At 70.5% G+C, this 19,062-nt stretch carries 17 protein-coding genes; 12 read left to right on the top strand and 5 right to left on the bottom strand.

Features of this window, described 5'->3' with window-relative positions:
* Window positions 1–392: 392 nt before the first annotated feature.
* Together C6N40_RS12725 and C6N40_RS12720 are read left to right on the top strand one after the other, a co-directional pair.
* Window positions 393–1,493: a Glu/Leu/Phe/Val dehydrogenase dimerization domain-containing protein gene (locus C6N40_RS12725; protein ID WP_106991410.1), complete on the top strand. Its 1,101-nt coding sequence runs from the start codon at window positions 393–395 to the stop codon at window positions 1,491–1,493.
* 68 nt (window positions 1,494–1,561) lie between these two features.
* A complete protein-coding gene (locus C6N40_RS12720) occupies window positions 1,562–2,719 on the top strand; it encodes an isovaleryl-CoA dehydrogenase (RefSeq protein ID WP_106991409.1) in 1,158 nt (385 codons plus the stop codon).
* Window positions 2,720–2,780: 61 nt separating this feature from the next.
* On the opposite strand, the gene C6N40_RS12715 is transcribed toward C6N40_RS12720, so the two are convergent.
* Window positions 2,781–4,004: a tetratricopeptide repeat protein gene (locus C6N40_RS12715; protein WP_205208607.1), complete on the bottom strand. Its 1,224-nt coding sequence runs from the start codon at window positions 4,002–4,004 to the stop codon at window positions 2,781–2,783.
* 203 nt (window positions 4,005–4,207) lie between these two features.
* Here C6N40_RS12715 and C6N40_RS12710 point away from each other — a divergent pair, with 203 nt between their 5' ends.
* The 3 genes from C6N40_RS12710 to C6N40_RS12700 all read left to right on the top strand — a co-directional run bounded on the left by C6N40_RS12710 (window position 4,208) and on the right by C6N40_RS12700 (window position 7,564).
* Window positions 4,208–5,383: a thiolase family protein gene (locus tag C6N40_RS12710; protein ID WP_106991408.1), complete on the top strand. Its 1,176-nt coding sequence runs from the start codon at window positions 4,208–4,210 to the stop codon at window positions 5,381–5,383.
* Between the two features lie 143 nt (window positions 5,384–5,526).
* Window positions 5,527–5,865, top strand: coding sequence for a hypothetical protein (locus tag C6N40_RS12705; RefSeq protein WP_106991407.1), 339 nt, complete (start codon window positions 5,527–5,529; stop codon window positions 5,863–5,865).
* A gap of 91 nt (window positions 5,866–5,956) precedes the next feature.
* Entirely contained in the window at window positions 5,957–7,564 is a 1,608-nt protein-coding gene (locus tag C6N40_RS12700) for a carboxyl transferase domain-containing protein (protein ID WP_106991406.1), read from the top strand.
* Window positions 7,565–7,657: 93 nt separating this feature from the next.
* On the opposite strand, the gene C6N40_RS12695 is transcribed toward C6N40_RS12700, so the two are convergent.
* Genes C6N40_RS12695 through C6N40_RS12685 form a run of 3 tightly spaced genes read right to left on the bottom strand, consistent with a single transcriptional unit; the run spans window position 7,658 to window position 10,010 of the window.
* A complete protein-coding gene (locus C6N40_RS12695) occupies window positions 7,658–7,900 on the bottom strand; it encodes a DUF6587 family protein (RefSeq protein WP_106991405.1) in 243 nt (80 codons plus the stop codon).
* Between the two features lie 31 nt (window positions 7,901–7,931).
* On the bottom strand, window positions 7,932–9,767 hold the full coding sequence (feoB, locus tag C6N40_RS12690) for a ferrous iron transporter B (protein ID WP_106991404.1): 1,836 nt from the start codon (window positions 9,765–9,767) through the stop codon (window positions 7,932–7,934).
* Window positions 9,768–10,010 (bottom strand): FeoA family protein, encoded by a 243-nt coding sequence (locus C6N40_RS12685; protein WP_106991403.1) that lies wholly within the window; start codon window positions 10,008–10,010, stop codon window positions 9,768–9,770.
* Between the two features lie 123 nt (window positions 10,011–10,133).
* On the opposite strand from C6N40_RS12685, the gene C6N40_RS12680 reads away from it, so the two are divergent.
* The 7 genes from C6N40_RS12680 to yeiP all read left to right on the top strand — a co-directional run bounded on the left by C6N40_RS12680 (window position 10,134) and on the right by yeiP (window position 18,494).
* The gene (locus C6N40_RS12680) at window positions 10,134–10,919 is read left to right on the top strand and encodes an enoyl-CoA hydratase-related protein (RefSeq protein ID WP_106991402.1); all 786 of its coding nucleotides are present in this window, start codon (window positions 10,134–10,136) and stop codon (window positions 10,917–10,919) included.
* A 24-nt stretch (window positions 10,920–10,943) separates the two neighbouring features.
* The gene (locus C6N40_RS12675; protein ID WP_106991401.1) at window positions 10,944–12,944 is read left to right on the top strand and encodes an acetyl/propionyl/methylcrotonyl-CoA carboxylase subunit alpha; all 2,001 of its coding nucleotides are present in this window, start codon (window positions 10,944–10,946) and stop codon (window positions 12,942–12,944) included.
* Window positions 12,941–13,510: a hypothetical protein gene (locus C6N40_RS12670; protein WP_106991400.1), complete on the top strand. Its 570-nt coding sequence runs from the start codon at window positions 12,941–12,943 to the stop codon at window positions 13,508–13,510. Before C6N40_RS12675 ends, C6N40_RS12670 begins: the two co-directional genes overlap by 4 nt.
* Window positions 13,507–14,406, top strand: coding sequence for a hydroxymethylglutaryl-CoA lyase (locus tag C6N40_RS12665; protein ID WP_106991399.1), 900 nt, complete (start codon window positions 13,507–13,509; stop codon window positions 14,404–14,406). The genes C6N40_RS12670 and C6N40_RS12665 overlap by 4 nt, the downstream gene beginning before the upstream one ends.
* A gap of 66 nt (window positions 14,407–14,472) precedes the next feature.
* Window positions 14,473–17,013, top strand: coding sequence for a sensor domain-containing protein (locus tag C6N40_RS12660; RefSeq protein ID WP_106991398.1), 2,541 nt, complete (start codon window positions 14,473–14,475; stop codon window positions 17,011–17,013).
* 131 nt (window positions 17,014–17,144) lie between these two features.
* Window positions 17,145–17,912 carry an SDR family NAD(P)-dependent oxidoreductase gene (locus tag C6N40_RS12655; RefSeq protein WP_106991397.1) on the top strand — a complete coding sequence of 256 codons (768 nt, stop codon included), beginning with the start codon at window positions 17,145–17,147 and terminating at the stop codon, window positions 17,910–17,912.
* An 18-nt stretch (window positions 17,913–17,930) separates the two neighbouring features.
* Window positions 17,931–18,494 carry an elongation factor P-like protein YeiP gene (yeiP, locus tag C6N40_RS12650; protein ID WP_106991396.1) on the top strand — a complete coding sequence of 188 codons (564 nt, stop codon included), beginning with the start codon at window positions 17,931–17,933 and terminating at the stop codon, window positions 18,492–18,494.
* A gap of 10 nt (window positions 18,495–18,504) precedes the next feature.
* Here yeiP and C6N40_RS12645 read toward each other — a convergent pair whose 3' ends face one another.
* Window positions 18,505–19,050, bottom strand: a complete 546-nt coding sequence (locus C6N40_RS12645; RefSeq protein ID WP_106991395.1) for an NUDIX hydrolase — start codon at window positions 19,048–19,050, stop codon at window positions 18,505–18,507.
* Window positions 19,051–19,062 lie beyond the last annotated feature (12 nt).

The following is a 19,062-nucleotide window of genomic DNA, read 5'->3' as shown; positions in this document are numbered from 1 at the left end:
CCCCTCAGTTGGGAGAAGAACCAAAAAAAAGGGCGACCACGCGGTGGTCGCCCAATAAACCCTGCTCTAGGGTTGGAGGCTGGCGGTTTTCCGGGGAGAGACAAAACCGCCAAGCATCGAAGCCAACGCCCGGACCCCGGGGAACCGGCCACGCCGGCGCCCCGGCCCGCCGGGCGGTGGCGGGCGACCGACGAGCGTAGTCACGGGCGTGTGGAGGCGGCCCCTGCCCCTCTAGAGCGTTTGCTTTACACTACGCCGCGCCGGAGACCGGCGGGGCCCTGCGGTGGAATCACACAGGCCATTAAATTCAATTACTTGCGGGCTGTACCTAAAGCACCTTCGCACAATCCCCTCTCCCCGGGGCCGCGCAGTCCGCCAGACCGGAGCCTTCCATGATCTTCGAATCCATCTCGACCTCGAACCACGAGGAAGTGGTGTACTGCCACAACAAGGACGCGGGCCTGAAGGCCATCATCGCGATCCACAACACGGTGCTCGGCCCCGCCCTGGGCGGTACGCGCATGTGGCCGTACGCCAGCGAGGAAGAGGCCCTGAAGGACGTGCTGCGCCTGAGCCGCGGCATGACCTACAAGGCGGCGGTGTCGGGCCTGAACCTGGGCGGCGGCAAGGCGGTGATCTGGGGCGACCCGAACAAGGACAAGTCCGAAGCGCTGTTCCGCGCCTTCGGCCGCTTCGTCAACTCGCTCGGCGGCCGTTACATCACCGCCGAGGACGTCGGCATCGACGTCAACGACATGGAATACGTGCTGCGCGAGACCGACTACGTCACCGGCGTGCACCAGGTGCACGGCGGCTCGGGCGATCCGTCGCCGTTCACCGCCTTCGGCACGCTGCAGGGCCTGATGGCCGCGCTGCAGGTGAAGTTCGGCGACGAGGACGTGGGCAAGTACGCCTACGCCGTGCAGGGCGTCGGCCACGTCGGCATGGAGTTCGTGAAGCTGCTGCGCGAGCGCGGCGCCAAGGTCTTCGTCACCGACATCAACAAGGACGCCGTGCAGCGCGCCGTCGACGAGTTCGGCTGCGAGGCCGTGGCCCTGGACGACATCTACGACGTCGATTGCGACGTGTACTCGCCGACCGCCCTGGGCGGCACGCTCAACGAGAAGACCCTGCCGCGCCTGAAGTGCAAGGTCATCTGCGGCGCCGCGAACAACCAGCTGGCCAACGACCAGATGGGCGTCGAAGTCGCCGCCAAGGGCATCCTGTACGCGCCCGACTACGCGGTGAACGCCGGTGGCCTGATGAACGTCTCGCTCGAGATCGACGGCTACAACCGCGAGCGCGCGATGCGCATGATGCGCACCATCTACTACAACCTGGGCCGCATCTTCGAGATCGCCAAGCGCGACGGCATCCCGACCAACCAGGCGGCCGACCGCATGGCCGAAGAGCGCATCAACGCCATCGGCAAGCTGCGCCTGCCGCACCTGGGCGCCGCCGCGCCGCGCTTCCAGGGCCGCCGCGGTAGCTGAGGCAAGCCGGGGTCAGGCCCACGGCCTGGCCCCTTTACTTCCTTCTTTGGCCCTTCCTGGAGTTGTCGATGCGCGCTTTCCCGCTTGGTGAGGATCTTGATGCCCTGCGCGAGGCGGTGCGCCGCTTCGCCGAGACCGAGATCGCCCCGCGCGCGGCGCAGATCGACCACGACAACGCCTTCCCGCAGGACCTGTGGCCCAAGCTGGGCGAGCTGGGCCTGCTGGGCATGACCGTGCCGGCCGAATTCGGCGGCTCGGAAATGGGTTACCTGGCCCACCTGGTGGCGATGGAGGAAATCTCCCGCGCCTCCGGCTCGGTTGGCCTGAGCTACGGCGCGCACAGCAACCTGTGCGTGGCCAACCTCTACGCCAACGGCAGCGACGAGCAGCGCCGCAAGTACCTGCCCAAGCTCTGCTCCGGCGAGTTCAAGGGCGCGCTGGCGATGAGCGAGCCGGGCGCCGGCTCGGACGTGGTCGGCTCGATGAGCTGCCGCGCCGAACTGCGCGACGGCGTGTGGGTCGCCAACGGCAACAAGATGTGGATCACCAACGGCCCCGAGGCCGACGTGCTGATCGTCTACATGCGCACCGCCGGCAAGGAAGCGGGCTCGCGCTGCATGACCGCCTTCCTGGTCGAGAAGGGCATGAAGGGCTTCTCCACCGCCCAGAAGCTCGACAAGCTGGGCATGCGCGGCTCGAACACCTGCGAGCTGGTGTTCGACAACTGCGAGATCCCGGCCGGAAACGTGCTGGGCGAAGTGAACCAGGGCGTGAAGGTGCTGATGAGCGGCCTCAACACCGAGCGCCTGGTGCTCACCGGCGGCCCGATCGGCCTGATGCAGGCCGCGCTCGACATCGCCCTGCCGTACGTGCGCGAGCGCAAGCAGTTCGACGCCGCCATCGGCACCTTCGGCCTGATGCAGGGCAAGATCGCCGACATGTACACGGCGCTGCAGTCCTCGCGCGCCTTCGCCTACCAGGTGGCCCGCGACTACGACGCCGGCCGCTCGAGCCGCATCGACGCCGCCGCCTGCCTGCTGCACGCCAGCGAGGCCGCCGTGCAGGTAGCCCTGGAAGGCATCCAGGCCCTGGGCGGCAACGGCTACATCAACGAATACGCCACCGGCCGGATCCTGCGCGACGCCAAGCTCTACGCCATCGGCGCCGGCACGAACGAAATCCGCCGGATGCTGATCGGCCGCGAACTCTTCGACGGCCGCGTCTGAGAAGCCGGGGTCGGAGGTAATTTGTCTCGGCAAATTACCTCCGACCCATTCTTGTAGGGCGTCAGGCGGCTTGGGGGACGGGATGGGCGGCCAGGGCCCGGCGCAGCAGCGCGCCAGTGCTGGCGCGGTCGGGACGGGCGATGGCGCGTTCAGCCACCAGGCTTTCGGCCAGGCCACGGTCGCCGCTGCGGATCGCCGCCTCGATCAGGCTCAGGTCGATCAGGTCGCGCTGGGCGTGGCTGCCACCGAACCGATGCGCCAGCGGCCGCACCCAGCGCAGGCCGCGTGCGGCCTGGCGGTGGTCGCCTTCGGCCAGCGCCACCAGGGACTCGAGCAGCGGTGCGCCGACTTCGGCCGTGAACATCGCATTGTCGCCGGCCCTCCGCGCTGGCGCGGCGCTGTGCCTCGCGAACCTCGGACAGCAGGTCGCGGCGGCCGGCGAAGACGAAGGCCATGGCCGCGTGCACGTCGTTGAAGGCATACCAGCCGTCCCCGGCCCGTGCCCGAAGATCGGGCCGTCGAACAGCGCCAGCACCTCCGGGATCTGGTCGCGTTCAAGGTGGTAGAGCGCCAGGTGCCACCAGTTGTGCACGGCGAAGAAGTTGTCCTTCGACCACGAGGCACTGTCCGCGCCCAGCCAGCGGATGCCCTCGTCCACCCTGCCCTGCATTTCCATCACATGGGCGACGGCGTGCCAAGCCCAGCCGTCGCGCCGGTCGAGCTCGACGGCGCGGCGGCCCGTGGACTCCGCCAGGGGGTACTGGCCGCACTCCTCCAGGCCGAAGGCATGCATGCCGAGGATGGCGTGGAATCCCGGCAGGTCGGCCGACCATGCCGGCAGCGCGCGGCTGATGCGGTCGCGCAGCATGCGCGCGTTGCCGGTGAAGAAGTCGAGCAGGTGGCCCATCTGCAGCGCCAGCGCATCGCGCGGGTGGGCGACGCTCAAGTCCTCCAGGGCCCGCGCAGCGGCGCGCCAGCGGCCCCCGGCCCAGGCTGCCGCGGCCCGCAGGTGCGCCTGTTCGCGCGGCGTGGCGGGCAGGCCTTCGGCGGTCCTGAGCGAGGCGGCGGCCAGGTCGGCCGGGCCCGCCACGGAGGCGCTCAGCATCAGCCAGGCAAGCATGGCGTGGCCCATGACGAAGCGCGGACTGTCGGCGACGGCCTGCTGGAGGATGGCGACCGGGTCGACGGTGTAGCACTGGAACTGGCGCAGCGCCTTGTCGTACAGGGCGGCGGCCTCGGCGCTGGCGCCGCTCAGGGGGTGGCCGTGTGCGTCGGTGTGGATCATCGGCGTTCTCTCGTGGTGTTGGGGGGCGGACAGGATCCCAACCGGCATGAGCCGCGAACATGGTCGCTCCCGCCAGATTCCGGCGATTCCCGCCATGGCGCGGGTCCGCACGGGCGCGCACACTACGCGGCCTGAACCGGGCTGCGGCCCACTGGCCGGCTCGGGCATAATTGACGTTTCCCCACGCCTTTTCCGGAGCCACCATGTCCAAGGTCGTCATCGCCGGCGCCAAGCGCACCGCCCTCGGGGCCCTGCTGGGCCAGTTCACCGGCGTGCCCGCCACGCAGCTGGGCGCCACCGCCATCAAGGCCGCCGTCGAGCAGGCCGGCGTGGCCGCCGACAAGGTCGACGAGGTGATCATGGGCTGCGTGCTGCCGGCCGGCCTGGGCCAGGCCCCGGCCCGCCAGGCGGCGCTCGGCGCCGGCCTGTCGGTGTCCGCCGGCTGCACCACCATCAACAAGGTCTGCGGCTCGGGCATGAAGGCCGTGATGCTGGGCACCGACCTGATCAAGGCCGGTTCGGCCGGCATCGTCGTCGCCGGCGGCATGGAGTCGATGACCAACGCCCCGCACCTGCTGATGAACTCGCGCACCGGCACCAAGTACGGCAGCACCGAGATGCTCGACCACATGGCCTGGGACGGCCTGACCAACCCCTACGACAAGCAGGCGATGGGCGTGTTCGGCGAGCTGTGCGCCGACAAGTACACCTTCACCCGCGAGCAGCAGGACGCCTACGCCGCCGAATCGGTGCGCCGCGCCCTCGCCGCCCAGGCCGACGGCAGCTTCAAGGACGAGATCGCGCCGGTCACCGTGGCCGGCCGCAAGGGCGACACCCTGATCGACACCGACGAGCAGCCGGGCCGCTGCAACATCGAAAAGATCCCCACCCTGCGCCCGGCCTTCAAGAAGGACGGCACCATCACCGCCGCCGCGTCCTCGTCGATCAACGACGGCGCCGCCGCACTGGTGCTGGCCTCCGAAGAGGCCGCCGCCGCCAATGGCCTCAAGCCGCTCGCGACCATCGTCGCGCACGCCACCCATTCGCAGGCCCCGGAGTGGTTCACCACCGCGCCGGTGGGCGCCATCGAGAAAGTGCTGGCCAAGGCCGGCTGGTCGGTGGCCGACGTCGACCTGTTCGAGGTCAACGAAGCCTTCGCCGTCGTCGCCATGGCGCCGATGAAGGAACTGGGCATCGCCCACGACAAGCTCAACGTGCACGGCGGCGCCTGCGCCCTGGGCCACCCGATCGGCGCGTCCGGCGCCCGCCTGCTCGTCACCCTCGTCAACGCCCTCAAGCAGCGCGGGGGCAAGCGCGGCGTGGCCGCGCTGTGCATCGGCGGTGGCGAGGCGACCGCCGTGGCGGTGGAACTGGCCTGACCCGGTTCGCCGGGCAAGTCCATTAAAATTGTGTTAACTCAAACTGGCGCTTGACTCCGGTTCAGTTCCTGACATGATTTTAACGACGTGCCCCACCGAGCACGTTCCATGTTTTTCCCTACGCCCAGACGAGGAATTCACCAATGTCCCTGAACAAGATCCTGCTCGCCATGGCTCTCGGCCTGGCCCTGGCGGCCTGCTCGAACCAGGCTGAGCAGGCGGCCGACGCCGCCGACGAAGCCGCTGCTGCTGCCACCGACGCCGCCGAGGCTGCGGGCGACGCCGCCGAGGCCGCTACCGACGCCGCTGCCGAGGCTGGCGCCGACGCCGCCGAGGCCATCAGCGAAGGCGCCGAAGACCTGGCCGACGCCGCCGACGAGCTGGCCGACGAGGCCGGTGACATGGCCGAAGACGCGGCCGACGCCGTGGAAGAGGCCGTCGAAGAGGCTGCCGAGGAAGTCGAAGAGGCCGTCGAAGAGTAATCTTCGCCTCCCGCTTCAAAGCGAACGGGCGCGACGCGAGTCGCGCCCGTTTTCTTTTACACTCCCGGTGTTGTTTCGCCGACGGAATACCATGAGCCACCTCAACAGCCACATCGATCCCCGCGACCCGGACTTCCAGGCCAACGCCGCGCAGCTGCGCGCCGCGGTCGAAGACCTCGAGGCGAAGCTGGCCCAGGCGGCGCTCGGTGGCGGCGAAAAGGCGCGCAACAAGCACACCGAACGCGGCAAGTTGCTGCCGCGCGAACGCGTGGCCGCCCTGCTCGACCCCGGCTCGCCCTTCCTCGAACTCTCCGCGCTCGCCGCCGACGGCATGTACGACGGCGCCGCGCCGGCCGCCGGCATCATCACCGGCATCGGCCGCGTGCACGGCACCGAAGTGGTGGTCGTGGCCAACGACGCCACCGTCAAGGGCGGCACCTACTTCCCGATCACGGTGAAAAAACACCTGCGGGCGCAGGAAGTGGCGCTGGAGAACAACCTGCCCTGCATCTACCTGGTCGATTCCGGCGGCGCCTTCCTGCCGCTGCAGGACGAGGTCTTCCCCGACAAGGAGCACTTCGGCCGCATCTTCTACAACCAGGCCCGGCTCAGCGCGCGCAACATCCCTCAGATCGCCGTGGTCATGGGCAGCTGCACCGCCGGCGGCGCCTACGTGCCGGCGATGTGCGACGAGTCGATCATCGTGCGCGAACAGGGCACGATCTTCCTGGGCGGCCCGCCGCTGGTGAAGGCCGCCACCGGCGAAGTCGTGGATGCCGAGTCGCTCGGCGGCGCCGACGTGCACACGTCCGTGAGCGGCGTGGCCGACCACTTCGCCGAGAACGACCGCCACGCGCTGCAGATCGCCCGCGACATCGTCAGGCACGTCAACCGCCGCAAGCAGCTGCCGGTGGCCGTGCAGCCGCCGCGCGAGCCGCTGTATGCCGCCGAAGAGCTCTACGGCATCGTGCCGCGCGACACCCGCCGCCCCTTCGACATCCGCGAGGTCATCGCCCGCGTGGTCGATGGCAGCGAATTCCAGGAGTTCAAGGCGCGCTACGGCAAGACGCTCGTGTGCGGCTTCGCGCACATCCACGGCTATCCGGTGGGCATCGTCGCCAACAACGGCATCCTGTTCGCCGAGAGCGCGCTCAAGGGCGCGCACTTCATCGAGCTGTGCAACCAGCGCGACATCCCGCTGGTGTTCCTGCAGAACATCACCGGCTTCATGGTCGGCAAGAAGTACGAAAACGCCGGCATCGCCAAGGACGGCGCCAAGATGGTGACCGCCGTGGCCTGCTCGCACGTGCCCAAGTTCACCGTGGTCATCGGCGGCTCCTTCGGCGCCGGCAACTACGCCATGTGCGGCCGCGCCTACGGCGCCCGCTTCCTGTGGATGTGGCCCAACGCCCGCATTTCCGTGATGGGCGGCGAGCAGGCCGCCAGCGTGCTGGCCACGGTCAAGCGCGACGGACTGGAAGCAGCGGGCAAGGCCTGGAGCGCCGAGGAAGAAGAGGCCTTCAAGTCGCCCATCCGCGATCAGTACGAGCGCCAGGGCCACCCCTACTACGCCAGCGCCCGCCTCTGGGACGACGGCATCATCGACCCGGCCGACACCCGCCGCGTGCTCGGCCTCGCCCTCTCGGCCTCGCTCAACGCCCCCATCGAGAAAGACCGCTTCGGCGTCTTCCGCATGTAACCCACCCTTTAACCCTTGGGGACGGGTACATTTTTGGGGCGGGGGTTTGCGCGCGTAGCGCGCAAATCCCCGCCCCAAAAATGTACCCGTCCCCTATTTGCAGCCGTTGCAGGTGTTGCAGCCGCCGGTGCCGCAGGCGCTGGCGGTGGCCTGCATCGGCGGGCGCAGGGCGAGGCCCAGGCGGCGCAGCCAGGCGGGACGGCCGGGGCGTTCTAAGAAAAACGACAGCCGCGCCTGCGCCTGCCAGGCGGCGCGCGGCGCCAGCCGACGCAGCACCGAGACGCCGCAGGCCAGCACGATGGCCAGCACCACCGCCGTCTGCAGCAGCGGGCTCATGCCGCCCTCCCCGCCCGCGTCGCCGGTGCGTTCATGACATCAGCCACGCGGTGAGCTGGTAGGTCACCAGCGCCGCCAGGTAAGCCAGCGCGAACAGGTAGGCGGTGGCGATGCCGGCCTGCTTCCAGCTGTTGGTCTCGCGCCGGATCACCGCGATCGTGGACAGGCACTGCGGCGCGTACACATACCAGACCAGCAGCGACAGCGCCGTGGCCAGCGACCAGTCGGCGGCGATCAGCGGCGAGAGCTGGGTGATGGCCTCGCTGTCGTTCGTGGCCGAGAGCGCGTACACCGTCGCCAGCGCCGCCACGGCCACTTCGCGCGCGGCCAGGCCCGGGATCAGTGCGATGCAGATCTGCCAGTTGAAGCCGATCGGCGCGAACAGCGGTTCCATCCAGCGTCCGATCCGGCCCGCCAGGCTGTAGTCGATGGCCGGCAGCGTCGCGCCCTCGGGCGGCGCCGGGTAGCTGGCCAGGAACCACAGCAGCACGGTGAGCGAGAGGATGATGCCGGTGACCCGGCGCAGGAAGATGCGCGCGCGCTCCCACAGGCCGATACCCAGGTCGCGCAGGTTCGGCAGGCGGTAGCTCGGCAGCTCGAGCAGCAGCACGTGTTCGCCCTCGGTGTGGCGCAGCTTCTGGATCACCCAAGCCGCACCCATCGCGCTGACGATGCCGGCCACGTAGAGCGCGAACAGCACCAGGCCCTGCAGGTTGAACACGCCCCACACCGACTGGTCGGGAATGAAGGCGCCGATCAGCAGCGTGTACACCGGCAGCCGCGCCGAACAGGTCATCAGCGGCGCCACCAGGATCGTCGCCAGGCGGTCGCGCGGGTCCTGGATCGAGCGCGTGGCCATGATGCCGGGGATGGCGCAGGCGAAGCTCGAGAGCAGCGGGATGAAGCTGCGGCCGGTGAGGCCGGCGGCGCGCATGGGCCGGTCGAGCAGGAAGGCCGCGCGCGGCAGGTAGCCCGATTCCTCGAGCGCCAGGATGAAGGCGAACAGCAGCAGGATCTGCGGCAGGAACTCCATCACCGTGCCCAGGCCGGCGAACAGGCCGTCCTGCACCAGGCTGCGCAGCGGGCCGTCGGGCAGCTGGCCGCCAAGCCAGTCGCCGAGCAGGGCGATCCAGCCCGCCAGCGTGTCCTGCAGCGGCGCGGCCCAGCTGAAGACCGCCTGGAACACCAGGAACATCACCGCCGCCAGGATCGCCAGGCCGAACACCGGATGCAGCAGCACGCGGTCGAGCCGCTCGTCCAGGCGGCTGGTGCGCTCGGGCATCGTCACCGCCTCGGCCAGCAGCGCCTGCACCTGGGCGTGCAGGTCGCCGTGGTCGTCACCGGCGTCGGGGCCGGTCGGCAGGGCCTGGTCGAGCTGCGCGAGCAGCGCGGCGGCGCCGTCGCGCTTCACCGCCACGGTCTCCACCACCGGGATGCCCAGCCGCGCCTGCAGCTTGTCCAGGTCGATACGGATGCCGCGCCGGCGCGCCATGTCCATCAGGTTCAGGGCCAGCACCATCGGCCGGCCCAGGCGGCGCAGCTCGAGCACGAAGCGAAGGTGCAGGCGCAGGTTGGTGGCGTCGGCCACGCACACCAGCAGGTCCGGCACCGGCTCGCCGGCCAGTTCGCCCCGGCACACGGCGCGGGTGATGGCTTCGTCGGGGCTGGTCGCCTCGAGGCTGTAGGCACCCGGCAGGTCGAGCACGCGCACGCCGCGCCCGGCCGGCGTGCGGAACAGGCCTTCCTTGCGCTCGACGGTGACGCCGGCGTAGTTGGCCACCTTCTGGCGGCTGCCGGTGAGACGGTTGAACAGCGCGGTCTTGCCGCAGTTCGGGTTGCCCACCAGCGCGATGTTCAGTGCGGACACTCAGCCCTCCAGGCGATGCAGTCGCACCCGTGCGGCTTCCTGGCGTCGCATGGCGAAGCGGGTGAAGCCGACCTGCACCAGCAGCGGCTCGCCGCCCAGCGGCCCGCGCGTCACCAGGCGCACGGTCTCGCCGTCGACGAAGCCGATGTCGCGCAGCCGGCGCGCGACCAGGTCGCCCGGGCCGGCATCCTGCACCGCAGCCACGGTGGCCACTGCGCCGGTTTCGAGATCGGAAAGGACCATGTCGTCGCCCACCTTTGTGAGAATGATTCGCATTATATGGCCAGACGGGACGCCGCAACAGTGGCGCCGCTGCCGGCCGTCGGACCGCTCCCGCTATCATGGCGCCCTGCCCCCGGAGTCCCCATGACCGAAGTCATAAAAATCCAGCGCACCGGTGCCACGGCCCGCCTGTCCCTGGCGCGGCCCGAGGTCCACAACGCCTTCGACGACACCCTGATCGCCCGCCTCACCGAGGCCCTGGAGGCCCTGGACGCCGACCCGGGCGTGCGCCTGGTGGTGCTGACCGGCGAAGGCAGCACCTTCTCGGCCGGTGCCGACCTGGGCTGGATGCGCCGCATGGCCGGCGCCAGCGAGGAAGAGAACCGCGAGGACTCGCTGCGCCTGGCCAGGCTGATGCGCACGCTCAATTTCCTGTCCAAGCCCACCCTCGCCCGGGTGAACGGCTCGGCCTACGGCGGCGGCGTGGGCCTGATCGCCTGCTGCGACTACGCCATCGGCACCGAAGCGGCCAAGTTCTCGCTGTCCGAGGTGAAGCTCGGCCTGGTGCCGGCGGTGATCTCGCCCTACGTCGTGCAGGCCATCGGCGCCCGGCACGCGCGCCGCCTGTTCACCGGCGCCGAGGTCTTCGAGGCGCGCGAAGCCCAGGCCATCGGCCTGCTGCACGAGGTGGTGCCGGCCGAGCAGCTCGACGAGCGCCTCGACCGCACCGCGCACTTCTGGATCAAGGGTGGCCCGGTCGCCCAGCGCGAGGCCAAGCAACTGGCGCTGCGCATGGCCGGCATGACCCGCGAAGCGGCCGAACGCACCGACACCGAGAACGCCGCGCTCATCGCCCGCCTGCGCGTCTCCCCGGAGGGCCAGGAAGGCCTCACCGCTTTCCTCGAAAAGCGCCGCCCGGCGTGGAGCTGAGGTTGACCCGTGGCCAATAACCGAATGTTCGACAAAGTACTGATCGCCAACCGCGGCGAGATCGCCTGCCGGATCATCCGCACCTGCCGCAAGCTTGGCATCCGCACGGTTGCCGTCTACTCGGAGGCGGACGCGCGCGCCCAGCATGCACGGCTGGCCGACGAGGCCTGGCCGATCGGCGGGCCGCGGCCGCAGGACAGCTACCTGCGCGGCGAGGCCATCCTCGAGGTCGCCCGCAAGTCGGGCGCCCAGGCCATCCACCCCGGTTATGGCTTCCTGAGCGAAAACGCCGACTTCGCCGAGGCCGTCGAGGCCGCCGGCCTGGTGTTCATCGGCCCCAAGGGCGCCTCGATGCGCAAGATGGGCAGCAAGGCGGGCGCCAAGCAGCTCATGGACCAGCGCGGCGTGCCGGTGGTGCCCGGCTACACCGGCGAGGACCAGGACCCGGCGAAGCTGCAGGCCGAGGCCGACCGCATCGGCTACCCGCTGATGATCAAGGCCGCGCACGGCGGCGGCGGCAAGGGCATGCGCATCGTGCGCGCCGCCGGCGAGTTCGCCGCCGCGCTCGAGAGCTGCCAGCGCGAGGCCGCCGGCGCCTTCGGCCGCGACTGCGTGCTGCTCGAGCGCTACATCGAGCGCCCGCGCCACATCGAGATCCAGGTCTTCGGCGACAGCCACGGCCAGGTCATCCACCTGGGCGAACGCGAATGCTCGGCCCAGCGCCGCTACCAGAAGGTGGTCGAGGAATCGCCCTCGCCCTTCATGACGCCCGCGCTGCGCGAGCGCATGGGCCAGGCCGCGGTCGAGGCCGCGCGCGCCATCGACTACGTCAACGCCGGCACCGTCGAGTTCATCGTCGGGCCGGAGGGTGATTTCTATTTCATGGAAATCAACACCCGCCTGCAGGTCGAGCACCCCGTCACCGAACTGGTGACCGGGCTGGACCTGGTGGAATGGCAGCTGCGCGTGGCGGCGGGCGAACCGCTGCCGCTGGCGCAGGACGCCATCACCCGCAGCGGCCACGCCATCGAAGTGCGCCTGTACGCCGAGGACCCCGCCGCCGGCTTCCTGCCGGGCTCGGGCAGGCTCGAGATGCTGTGCCTGCCGTCGCCGTCGGCGAACGTGCGCATCGATGCCGGCGTGGTGGCGGGCGACACCGTCACCATCCACTACGACCCGATGATCGCCAAGCTCATCGTGCACGACGCCGACCGGCCGCGCGCCCTCGCCCGCCTGCGCGAAGCCCTGGCCGACTGCGAGGTGGTGGGGCCCAAGTCCAACATCGCCTTTCTCGAGAACCTGGTGCGGCATCCGGAAGTGGTGGACGGCACCATCCACACCGCCTACCTCGACCGCCACCTCGAGGACGTGCTGCCGAAGGAAGCGCCGCTGCCGCCGGCCATGCTGGCCCTGGCCGCCAGCGCCTGCCTGCTGCACGACGAGGCCGCCACCGCCGCCGCCACCGCGGCCAGCGCCGATCCGCACTCGCCCTGGGGCATCGCCGACGGCTGGCGCCTGGGCCATGCCGGCGAGCGGCTGCTGTGCTTCGTCTACCGCGGCGAGCGCATCGAGCTGCACGCGCGCGGCAGCGCCGGCGACTACCAGCTCACCGGCAACGGCGCGGACATCCGCGTGGCCGGCGCCCGACTCGCCGGCGACCGCCTGGTGGCCGAGGTGGACGGGCGCCAGCAGCGCGCCCGCGCCCGCGCCGACGCCCGCCACGTGCTCGTGCACGACGGCGACCAGCGCTTCTCGCTCGAGCGCGTGCCGGCCGTCCTGACCGACGACGCCGCCGCCGGCGCCGGCGACGACCGCCTCACGGCGCCCATGCCGGGCCGCATCGTGCTGGTGAAGGCCGAGCCCGGCCAGGCCGTGGAGGAAGGCCAAGAGCTGCTGGTCATGGAAGCGATGAAGATGGAACTGAGCCTGTGCGCCCCGCGCGCCGGCACGGTGGCCAAGGTGCAGGCCGCGGCGGGTGAGTTCGTCGAGGCCGACGTCGTGCTGCTGACCCTGGAGGACGCATGAAGACCCCGATCGCCACCCTCGCCCTGCTGCTGCTCACCGGCTGCCAGGCCACGTTCTGGGCCCGGCCGCCGATGCCCGGCGGGGGCTGCGACCCGGCCACCCGCGGCCAGTGGGTGACCCCGGCCGGCGAGGATCCGCAGGAGGAGAGGATGCGCCTGAGCGTCGACGCCGACTGCAGCCTGGTGGCGGAGAAGTTCCGTGGCAACGAGACGACCTCGCGCTCCGGCAGCACGCTCGTGCGCATGGCGCGCCTGGGCGACCAGCCCTACGCCTGGCTCGACGCCAACACCCTGCTGGCCTATGAGGGCGTCAGCCACCGCACCGGCTCTGGCGACGTCATGGTCTTCCGCTACCGGGTGGAGGGAAACCGGCTCAGGATCTGGAACGCCAACCACCTGCACGTGCGCGCGCTGATCAGCGACGGCCGCATCCGCGGCGGCTTCGACGACAACGACGAGGACGAGTTCAACCGCATCACCGGCGCCGTCCCGCCGGCGCTGCTGTCGGCGCCGGACTTCTTCGAGCCCACGCCGATGGAACTGGTGCGCGAGGGTGGCCGGCCATGAGCACCCTGCCCGCCGCCGTGCGCATCGTCGAGGTCGGGCCGCGCGACGGCCTGCAGAACGAGAGGGCGATGGTGCCCGCGGCCGCCAAGATCGAACTGATCGACCGGCTCTCGGCCACCGGCCTGCGCTGCATCGAGGCCACCAGTTTCGTCAGCCCGAAATGGGTGCCGCAGATGGCCGACGCCGCCGAGGTGTTCGCCGGCATCCGCAAGGCGCCGGGCGTGTCCTACCCCGTGCTGGTGCCCAACCTGCAGGGCTACGAGCGCGCGCTGGCGGTGGGCGCGACGGAGGTGGCGGTGTTCAGCGCCGCCTCCGAGGCCTTCAACCGCAAGAACATCAATGCCTCGATCGACGAGAGCATCGAGCGCTTCCTGCCGGTGCTCGAGCGCGCCGGCGCCGACGGGGTGAAGGTGCGCGGCTACGTCTCCACCGTGCTCGGCTGCCCCTACCAGGGCGAGGTGCCGCTGGCCGACGTGGTGCGCGTGGCGCGCCGCCTGCACGAGGCCGGCTGCTACGAGGTGTCGCTGGGCGACACCATCGGCATCGGCACGCCGGGCAAGGCCCGGGCCATGCTGCGCACGGTGGCCGCCGAAGTGCCGATGGCCGCGCTGGCCATCCACTTCCACGACACCCGCGGCCAGGCCCTGGCCAACATCCTGGCCTGCCTGGAGGAAGGCGTGGCGGTGGTGGACGCCGCGGTCTCCGGCACCGGCGGCTGCCCCTACGCCCCGGGCGCCAGCGGCAACGTGGCCACCGAGGACGTGGTCTACATGCTCGAGGGCATGGGCATCGCCACCGGCGTGGACCTGCCGAAGCTGGTGGAGACCGGCCGCTGGCTGGCCGGCCTGCTCGGCCGCGTGTCCGGCAGCAAGGTCACCCTGGCCCAGTCGGTGTGAAGCCGCCCTTCGCGGGCACGGTGTATCCTCGCCATAACCGCCCCCTGGGCCGCCGATCAAAACCGCATGGATGATGGCAAGGCGCCCGCGCCGGAGACCGACGACGCCCTGCTGAGGCGGCTTGAGTCGCTGCTGGCGGAGGGCAAGGGCTGCGACGACCCGGCGCTGCTCTCGAAGCTGCTGGCCGCGCTGCACGGCGCCCGGCGCGAGGCCGAGAGCGCCCGGATGCGCTACCGCAAGCTGTTCAACGCGGTACCCGACCCGGTCAGCCTGATCGACGCCGAAGGCCGCATCGTCGACCTCAACATCGCCGGCGAGAAAGCCTACGGCCGGCCGCGCGACCAGATCGTCGGGCACCTGTTGCACGTGATCAACCCGGACCTGCCGCCGGACCACATGGCGCCCGTGCTCGAAGCCCTGGCCCGCGATCAGACCCACGTGGTCGAGGTCTACAACATGCGCGAGGACGGCAGCCGCTTCCCGGTCGAGGTGCACTCGGCGCGCTTCGTCGACGGCCCCAACCAGTTCGTCATCGCCGTCGCCCGCGACCTGTCCCGCCGACGCGAGGCCGAACAGAACTACAACGCCCTGCTCTCGGCCATGGACAAGGGCGTGCTGATCCAGGGCAAGGACGGCCGCGCGCTCTCGGCCAATGCCGCCGGCATGCGCATCCTGGGCCTGGAGGAGGACCAGGACATCGACTCGGGCCTGCGCTGGCAGGACTGGCTGGTGGTGGACCACCGCGGCTGGCCGATCCGCTTCAGCGAGATGCCCTCGATGCGGGCGCTGCAGACGGGCAAGTTCGTGCAGTCCACCCTGCTTGGCCTCTACCACCTCCAGCGCAGGCAGCTGACCTGGATCTCGGCCACCTCGGTGCCGCAGTTCCGGCCCGGCGAAAGTACGGCGCACCAGGTGATCTCGCTGTTCTCCGACGTCACCGAACTCAAGCGCGACAGTTCGCTGTTCCTGCGCACCCAGGCGCTGGCCCACATCGGCGGCTGGGAGTGGGATGGCGGCCGCGAGCGGCTGTATCTCACCGAAGAGACCCTGCGCATCATCGGACGGCTCGAAAGCCCTCCGCGTACGCTCGACGACGCCATCGCCCACGTGGTGCCCGCGGACCGGGCCAAGGTGCAGGGCGCGCTCGAGAGCGTGCTGCGCGACGGCGGCGCCTTCGACATGGAGGTGCAGCTGCGCGGCCCGGACGGGCGCTCGAACTGGGCGCGGCTGATCGGCCAGGCCGAGGGACGGGCGCCGATGACCGCGCGCATCACCGGCATCCTGCAGGACATCACCCAGCGCCGGCAGATCGAGGAGGCCCTGCGCAGCCAGGCCCGCACCGACGCGCTCACCGGCCTGTTCAACCGCGACGGCGTGCTCACCGAGCTCGAGCGGCGGGTGGCCGAGGGCCGCGAGGGCGTCACCGTGGTCTACATCGACCTCGACCGCTTCAAGCTGGTCAACGACCTGCTTGGCCACTCGGCCGGCGACCAGCTGCTGGTGAATGCCGCGCGCCGCCTCGAGGGCTGCGTGGGCGAGTCCGACCTGCTGGCGCGTTTCGGCGGCGACGAGTTCCTGGTGCTGGCCGACACCCGCGGGGATCCCGCCGCCGGCGAGCGCCTCGCCGAACGCATCACCCGCGCCTTCGGCGACAGCTTCCGCTACGCCGGCGAGGAATTCACCATCACCACCAGCGTCGGCCTGGCCCGCTTCCCGGACCACGGCAAGACCGTGCAGCAGCTGGTCAACAATGCCGATGCGGCGATGTACGCGGCCAAGCATCACGGCCGCAACAACTGGCAGAACTTCACCCCGGAACTGGCCCGCCAGCAGTTCGACCGCGTGCAGGTGGAAGCGCAGCTGCGCCGTGCCCTGGACAACGGCGAGTTCCGGCTGGTGTTCCAGCCGCTGGTGGACCTGACCGACGGCAGCGTGCGATCGGCCGAGGCGCTGATCCGCTGGCACAACCCGGTGCTCGGCGAGCAGCCGCCCGACCATTTCATCAGCCGGGCCGAAACCACGGGCGACATCGTGCGCATCGGCGCCTGGGTCATCCAGGCCGCGTGCCGGCAAATGGCCGCCTGGATCGCCGCCGGCGACGCGCCCGGGCGCATCGCGGTGAACGTCTCCTACCGGCAGTTCCTCAACGAAGAGCTGCTGCAGGTGGTTCGCGATGCCCTGGCCGAGAACGACCTCCCCGGCGAGCGCCTGGAGCTGGAGTTCACCGAGCGCGTGCTGATCGAGGACGCGCCCGACACCGTGCGCACCTTCGAGGGCCTGCGCCAGCTCGGCGTGGTGCTGACCATCGACGACTTCGGCGAGGGCTACAGCGCGCTCAACTACCTGCGCCGGTTGCCCATCCACGGCCTCAAGCTCTCGCAGGGTTTCCTGCGCGGCGTGCCCGGCAACGAATCGGACGCGGCCATCTGCCAGGCCGTGGCCGGCATCGCCCGGGCGCTCGGGCTGGAGGTCGTGGCCGAGGGCGTGGAGTCTTCGGCCCAGCGCGACTTCCTGCTCGGGCTGGGCATCCGCACCGGCCAGGGCTTCCTGTTCAGTGCCGCCCTCGACCCGGACGGGCTGGCGGCCTACCTGCGCCAGAACCGCTGAGTCCCGGCCGGGGACAGGTGCATTTTCCGCCCCCCTCTGGCCCGGGTGACGGGCGTCTTCCCGGGCGGAAAATGCACCTGTCCCCAATCCGGCCAAGGTAGAATCCCCGGTTTCCTGTAACCGGGGGTTTTATGAAGATCCTGGACACCCGCGCCGTCATCACCGGCGGCGTTTCCGGCCTGGGCCTGGCCGTGGCCCGGCACCTGGTCGCCGGCGGCGCCAAGGTGGCGCTGCTCGACATCAACGACGACAAGGGCGCCGAGGCCGTGGCCTCGCTGGGCGAGGCCAACGCCCGCTACTGGCGCACCGACGTCACCGACGAAGCCCAGGTGGCCGCCAACCTGGCCGCCGCGAAGGCCTTCATGGGCGGGCTCAATGCCGCCGTCAACTGCGCCGGCATCCTCGGCGCCGGCCGCGTGCTCGGCAAGGACGCGCCGATGCCGCTGAAGAACTTCACCGCCACCGTGATGGTGAACCTGGTGGGCAGCTTCAACGTGGCCAAGGCCGCCGCCGACCTGATGCAGCACAACGAGACCGACGAGGGCGAGCGCGGCGTGATCGTCAACACCGCCTCGGTGGCCGCCTACGAAGGCCAGATCGGCCAGGCCGCGTACTCGGCCTCCAAGGGCGGCGTGGTCGGCATGACCCTGCCGATGGCGCGCGAACTGGCCCGCTTCGGCATCCGCGTCAACACCGTGGCCCCGGGCATTTTCTGGACCCCGATGGTCGACGGCATGCCCGAAGCCGTGCAGCAGTCGCTGTCGGCGTCGATCCCCTTCCCGTCCCGCCTGGGCCGGCCGGAGGAGTTCGCCGACCTGGTCGCCTACATCCTGTCCAACCGTTACCTCAACGGCGAGACCATCCGCCTCGACGGCGCCGTCCGCCTCGCCCCCAAGTAACCCCAACGAGCAACCAGCATGAAAGCTTCGGACATCAAGAAGGGCAATGTCGTCGAACACAACGGCACCGTCTACCAGGTGCGCGACATCGAGCGCAGCTCGCCGCAGGGCCGCGGCGGCAACGTCAAGTTCCGCTTCACCATGTACAGCGTGCCCGGCGGGGTGAAGTGCGACCTGAGCGCGGGCGCCGACGACGAGCTGCGCGAGGTCGAGCTCAGCCGCCGCGCCAGCACCTTCAGCTACATGGACGGCACCGCCTTCGTGTTCCTCGACGCCGAGGACTACACGCCCTACCAGCTCGACGCCGACGCCATCGGCGACGACGCCGGCTACATCACCGAGGGCCTGGAAGGCTGCTATGTGCAGCTGATCGAGGACCAGCCGGTGGCCGTGCAGCTGCCGGCCAGCGTGGTGCTCGAAGTCGTCGAAACGCCGCCGGAACTCAAGGGTGGCACCGCCACCAAGCGCCCGAAGCCGGCCAAGCTCAACACCGGCATCGAGATCATGGTGCCGGAGTACATCACCAACGGCGAGAAGATCCTGGTCAACACCACCACGGGCGAGTTCGCCGGGCGCGCCTGATCCCCGTCGCCTATCCGCGGGCCAGCCACCTGGCCGCCATGCGGCGCAGCGACCCGTCGGCAGACGGGTCGGCTGCGATGTCGGCCACCGGCACCCAGGCCAGGTCCAGCGACTCCTCGCCGACCGCGAACGCCTCGCTGCCCGTCGCCCGCACCACGAACCGCACGTCGTAATGCCAGTGCTCCGGCTCCGCGCCGCGGGCCGGGATGGCGTGCCGGTCGAGGTCGAAGATCGCAGGTTCCACCACCAGGCCGGACAGGCCCGATTCCTCCTCCGCCTCCTTCAGCGCCACCCGGGCCAGGTCCGGGTCGCCGTCGGCATGCCCGCCCAGCTGCAGCCAGCGGCCGAGCTTGCGGTGGTGGGTCAGCAGCACCCGCTTGCCATCGGCGCTGGCCAGCCAGGCCGAGCCGGTGAAATGCCCGGCCAGGCGCCGGCGCTCATAGACCGGCCCCGGATCGGCCAGCAGCACCTCGAACAGGTCCACCGCCGCCCCCTCGTCCGGGTGGCGGCGGCGGTAATCGGCCAGGGCGGCCGCCAGGGGCGTGGGCTCGTGCATGCGGGTGCGGAT

The organism is Arenimonas caeni (assembly GCF_003024235.1).
Lineage (GTDB): Bacteria > Pseudomonadota > Gammaproteobacteria > Xanthomonadales > Xanthomonadaceae > Arenimonas > Arenimonas caeni.
Note: the sequence above shows the minus strand (reverse complement) of the source record. Positions and strands in the feature narration are given on the sequence as shown.

Coding starts and splice junctions, on each gene's coding strand:
- C6N40_RS12725 (WP_106991410.1), top strand. CDS start 393: ATGATCTTCGAATCCATCTCGACCTCGAACCACGAGGAAGTGGTGTAC.
- C6N40_RS12720 (WP_106991409.1), top strand. CDS start 1,562: ATGCGCGCTTTCCCGCTTGGTGAGGATCTTGATGCCCTGCGCGAGGCG.
- C6N40_RS12715 (WP_205208607.1), bottom strand. CDS start 4,004: ATGATCCACACCGACGCACACGGCCACCCCCTGAGCGGCGCCAGCGCC.
- C6N40_RS12710 (WP_106991408.1), top strand. CDS start 4,208: ATGTCCAAGGTCGTCATCGCCGGCGCCAAGCGCACCGCCCTCGGGGCC.
- C6N40_RS12705 (WP_106991407.1), top strand. CDS start 5,527: ATGTCCCTGAACAAGATCCTGCTCGCCATGGCTCTCGGCCTGGCCCTG.
- C6N40_RS12700 (WP_106991406.1), top strand. CDS start 5,957: ATGAGCCACCTCAACAGCCACATCGATCCCCGCGACCCGGACTTCCAG.
- C6N40_RS12695 (WP_106991405.1), bottom strand. CDS start 7,900: ATGAGCCCGCTGCTGCAGACGGCGGTGGTGCTGGCCATCGTGCTGGCC.
- C6N40_RS12685 (WP_106991403.1), bottom strand. CDS start 10,010: ATGGTCCTTTCCGATCTCGAAACCGGCGCAGTGGCCACCGTGGCTGCG.
- C6N40_RS12680 (WP_106991402.1), top strand. CDS start 10,134: ATGACCGAAGTCATAAAAATCCAGCGCACCGGTGCCACGGCCCGCCTG.
- C6N40_RS12675 (WP_106991401.1), top strand. CDS start 10,944: ATGTTCGACAAAGTACTGATCGCCAACCGCGGCGAGATCGCCTGCCGG.
- C6N40_RS12670 (WP_106991400.1), top strand. CDS start 12,941: ATGAAGACCCCGATCGCCACCCTCGCCCTGCTGCTGCTCACCGGCTGC.
- C6N40_RS12665 (WP_106991399.1), top strand. CDS start 13,507: ATGAGCACCCTGCCCGCCGCCGTGCGCATCGTCGAGGTCGGGCCGCGC.
- C6N40_RS12660 (WP_106991398.1), top strand. CDS start 14,473: ATGGATGATGGCAAGGCGCCCGCGCCGGAGACCGACGACGCCCTGCTG.
- C6N40_RS12655 (WP_106991397.1), top strand. CDS start 17,145: ATGAAGATCCTGGACACCCGCGCCGTCATCACCGGCGGCGTTTCCGGC.
- yeiP (WP_106991396.1), top strand. CDS start 17,931: ATGAAAGCTTCGGACATCAAGAAGGGCAATGTCGTCGAACACAACGGC.
- C6N40_RS12645 (WP_106991395.1), bottom strand. CDS start 19,050: ATGCACGAGCCCACGCCCCTGGCGGCCGCCCTGGCCGATTACCGCCGC.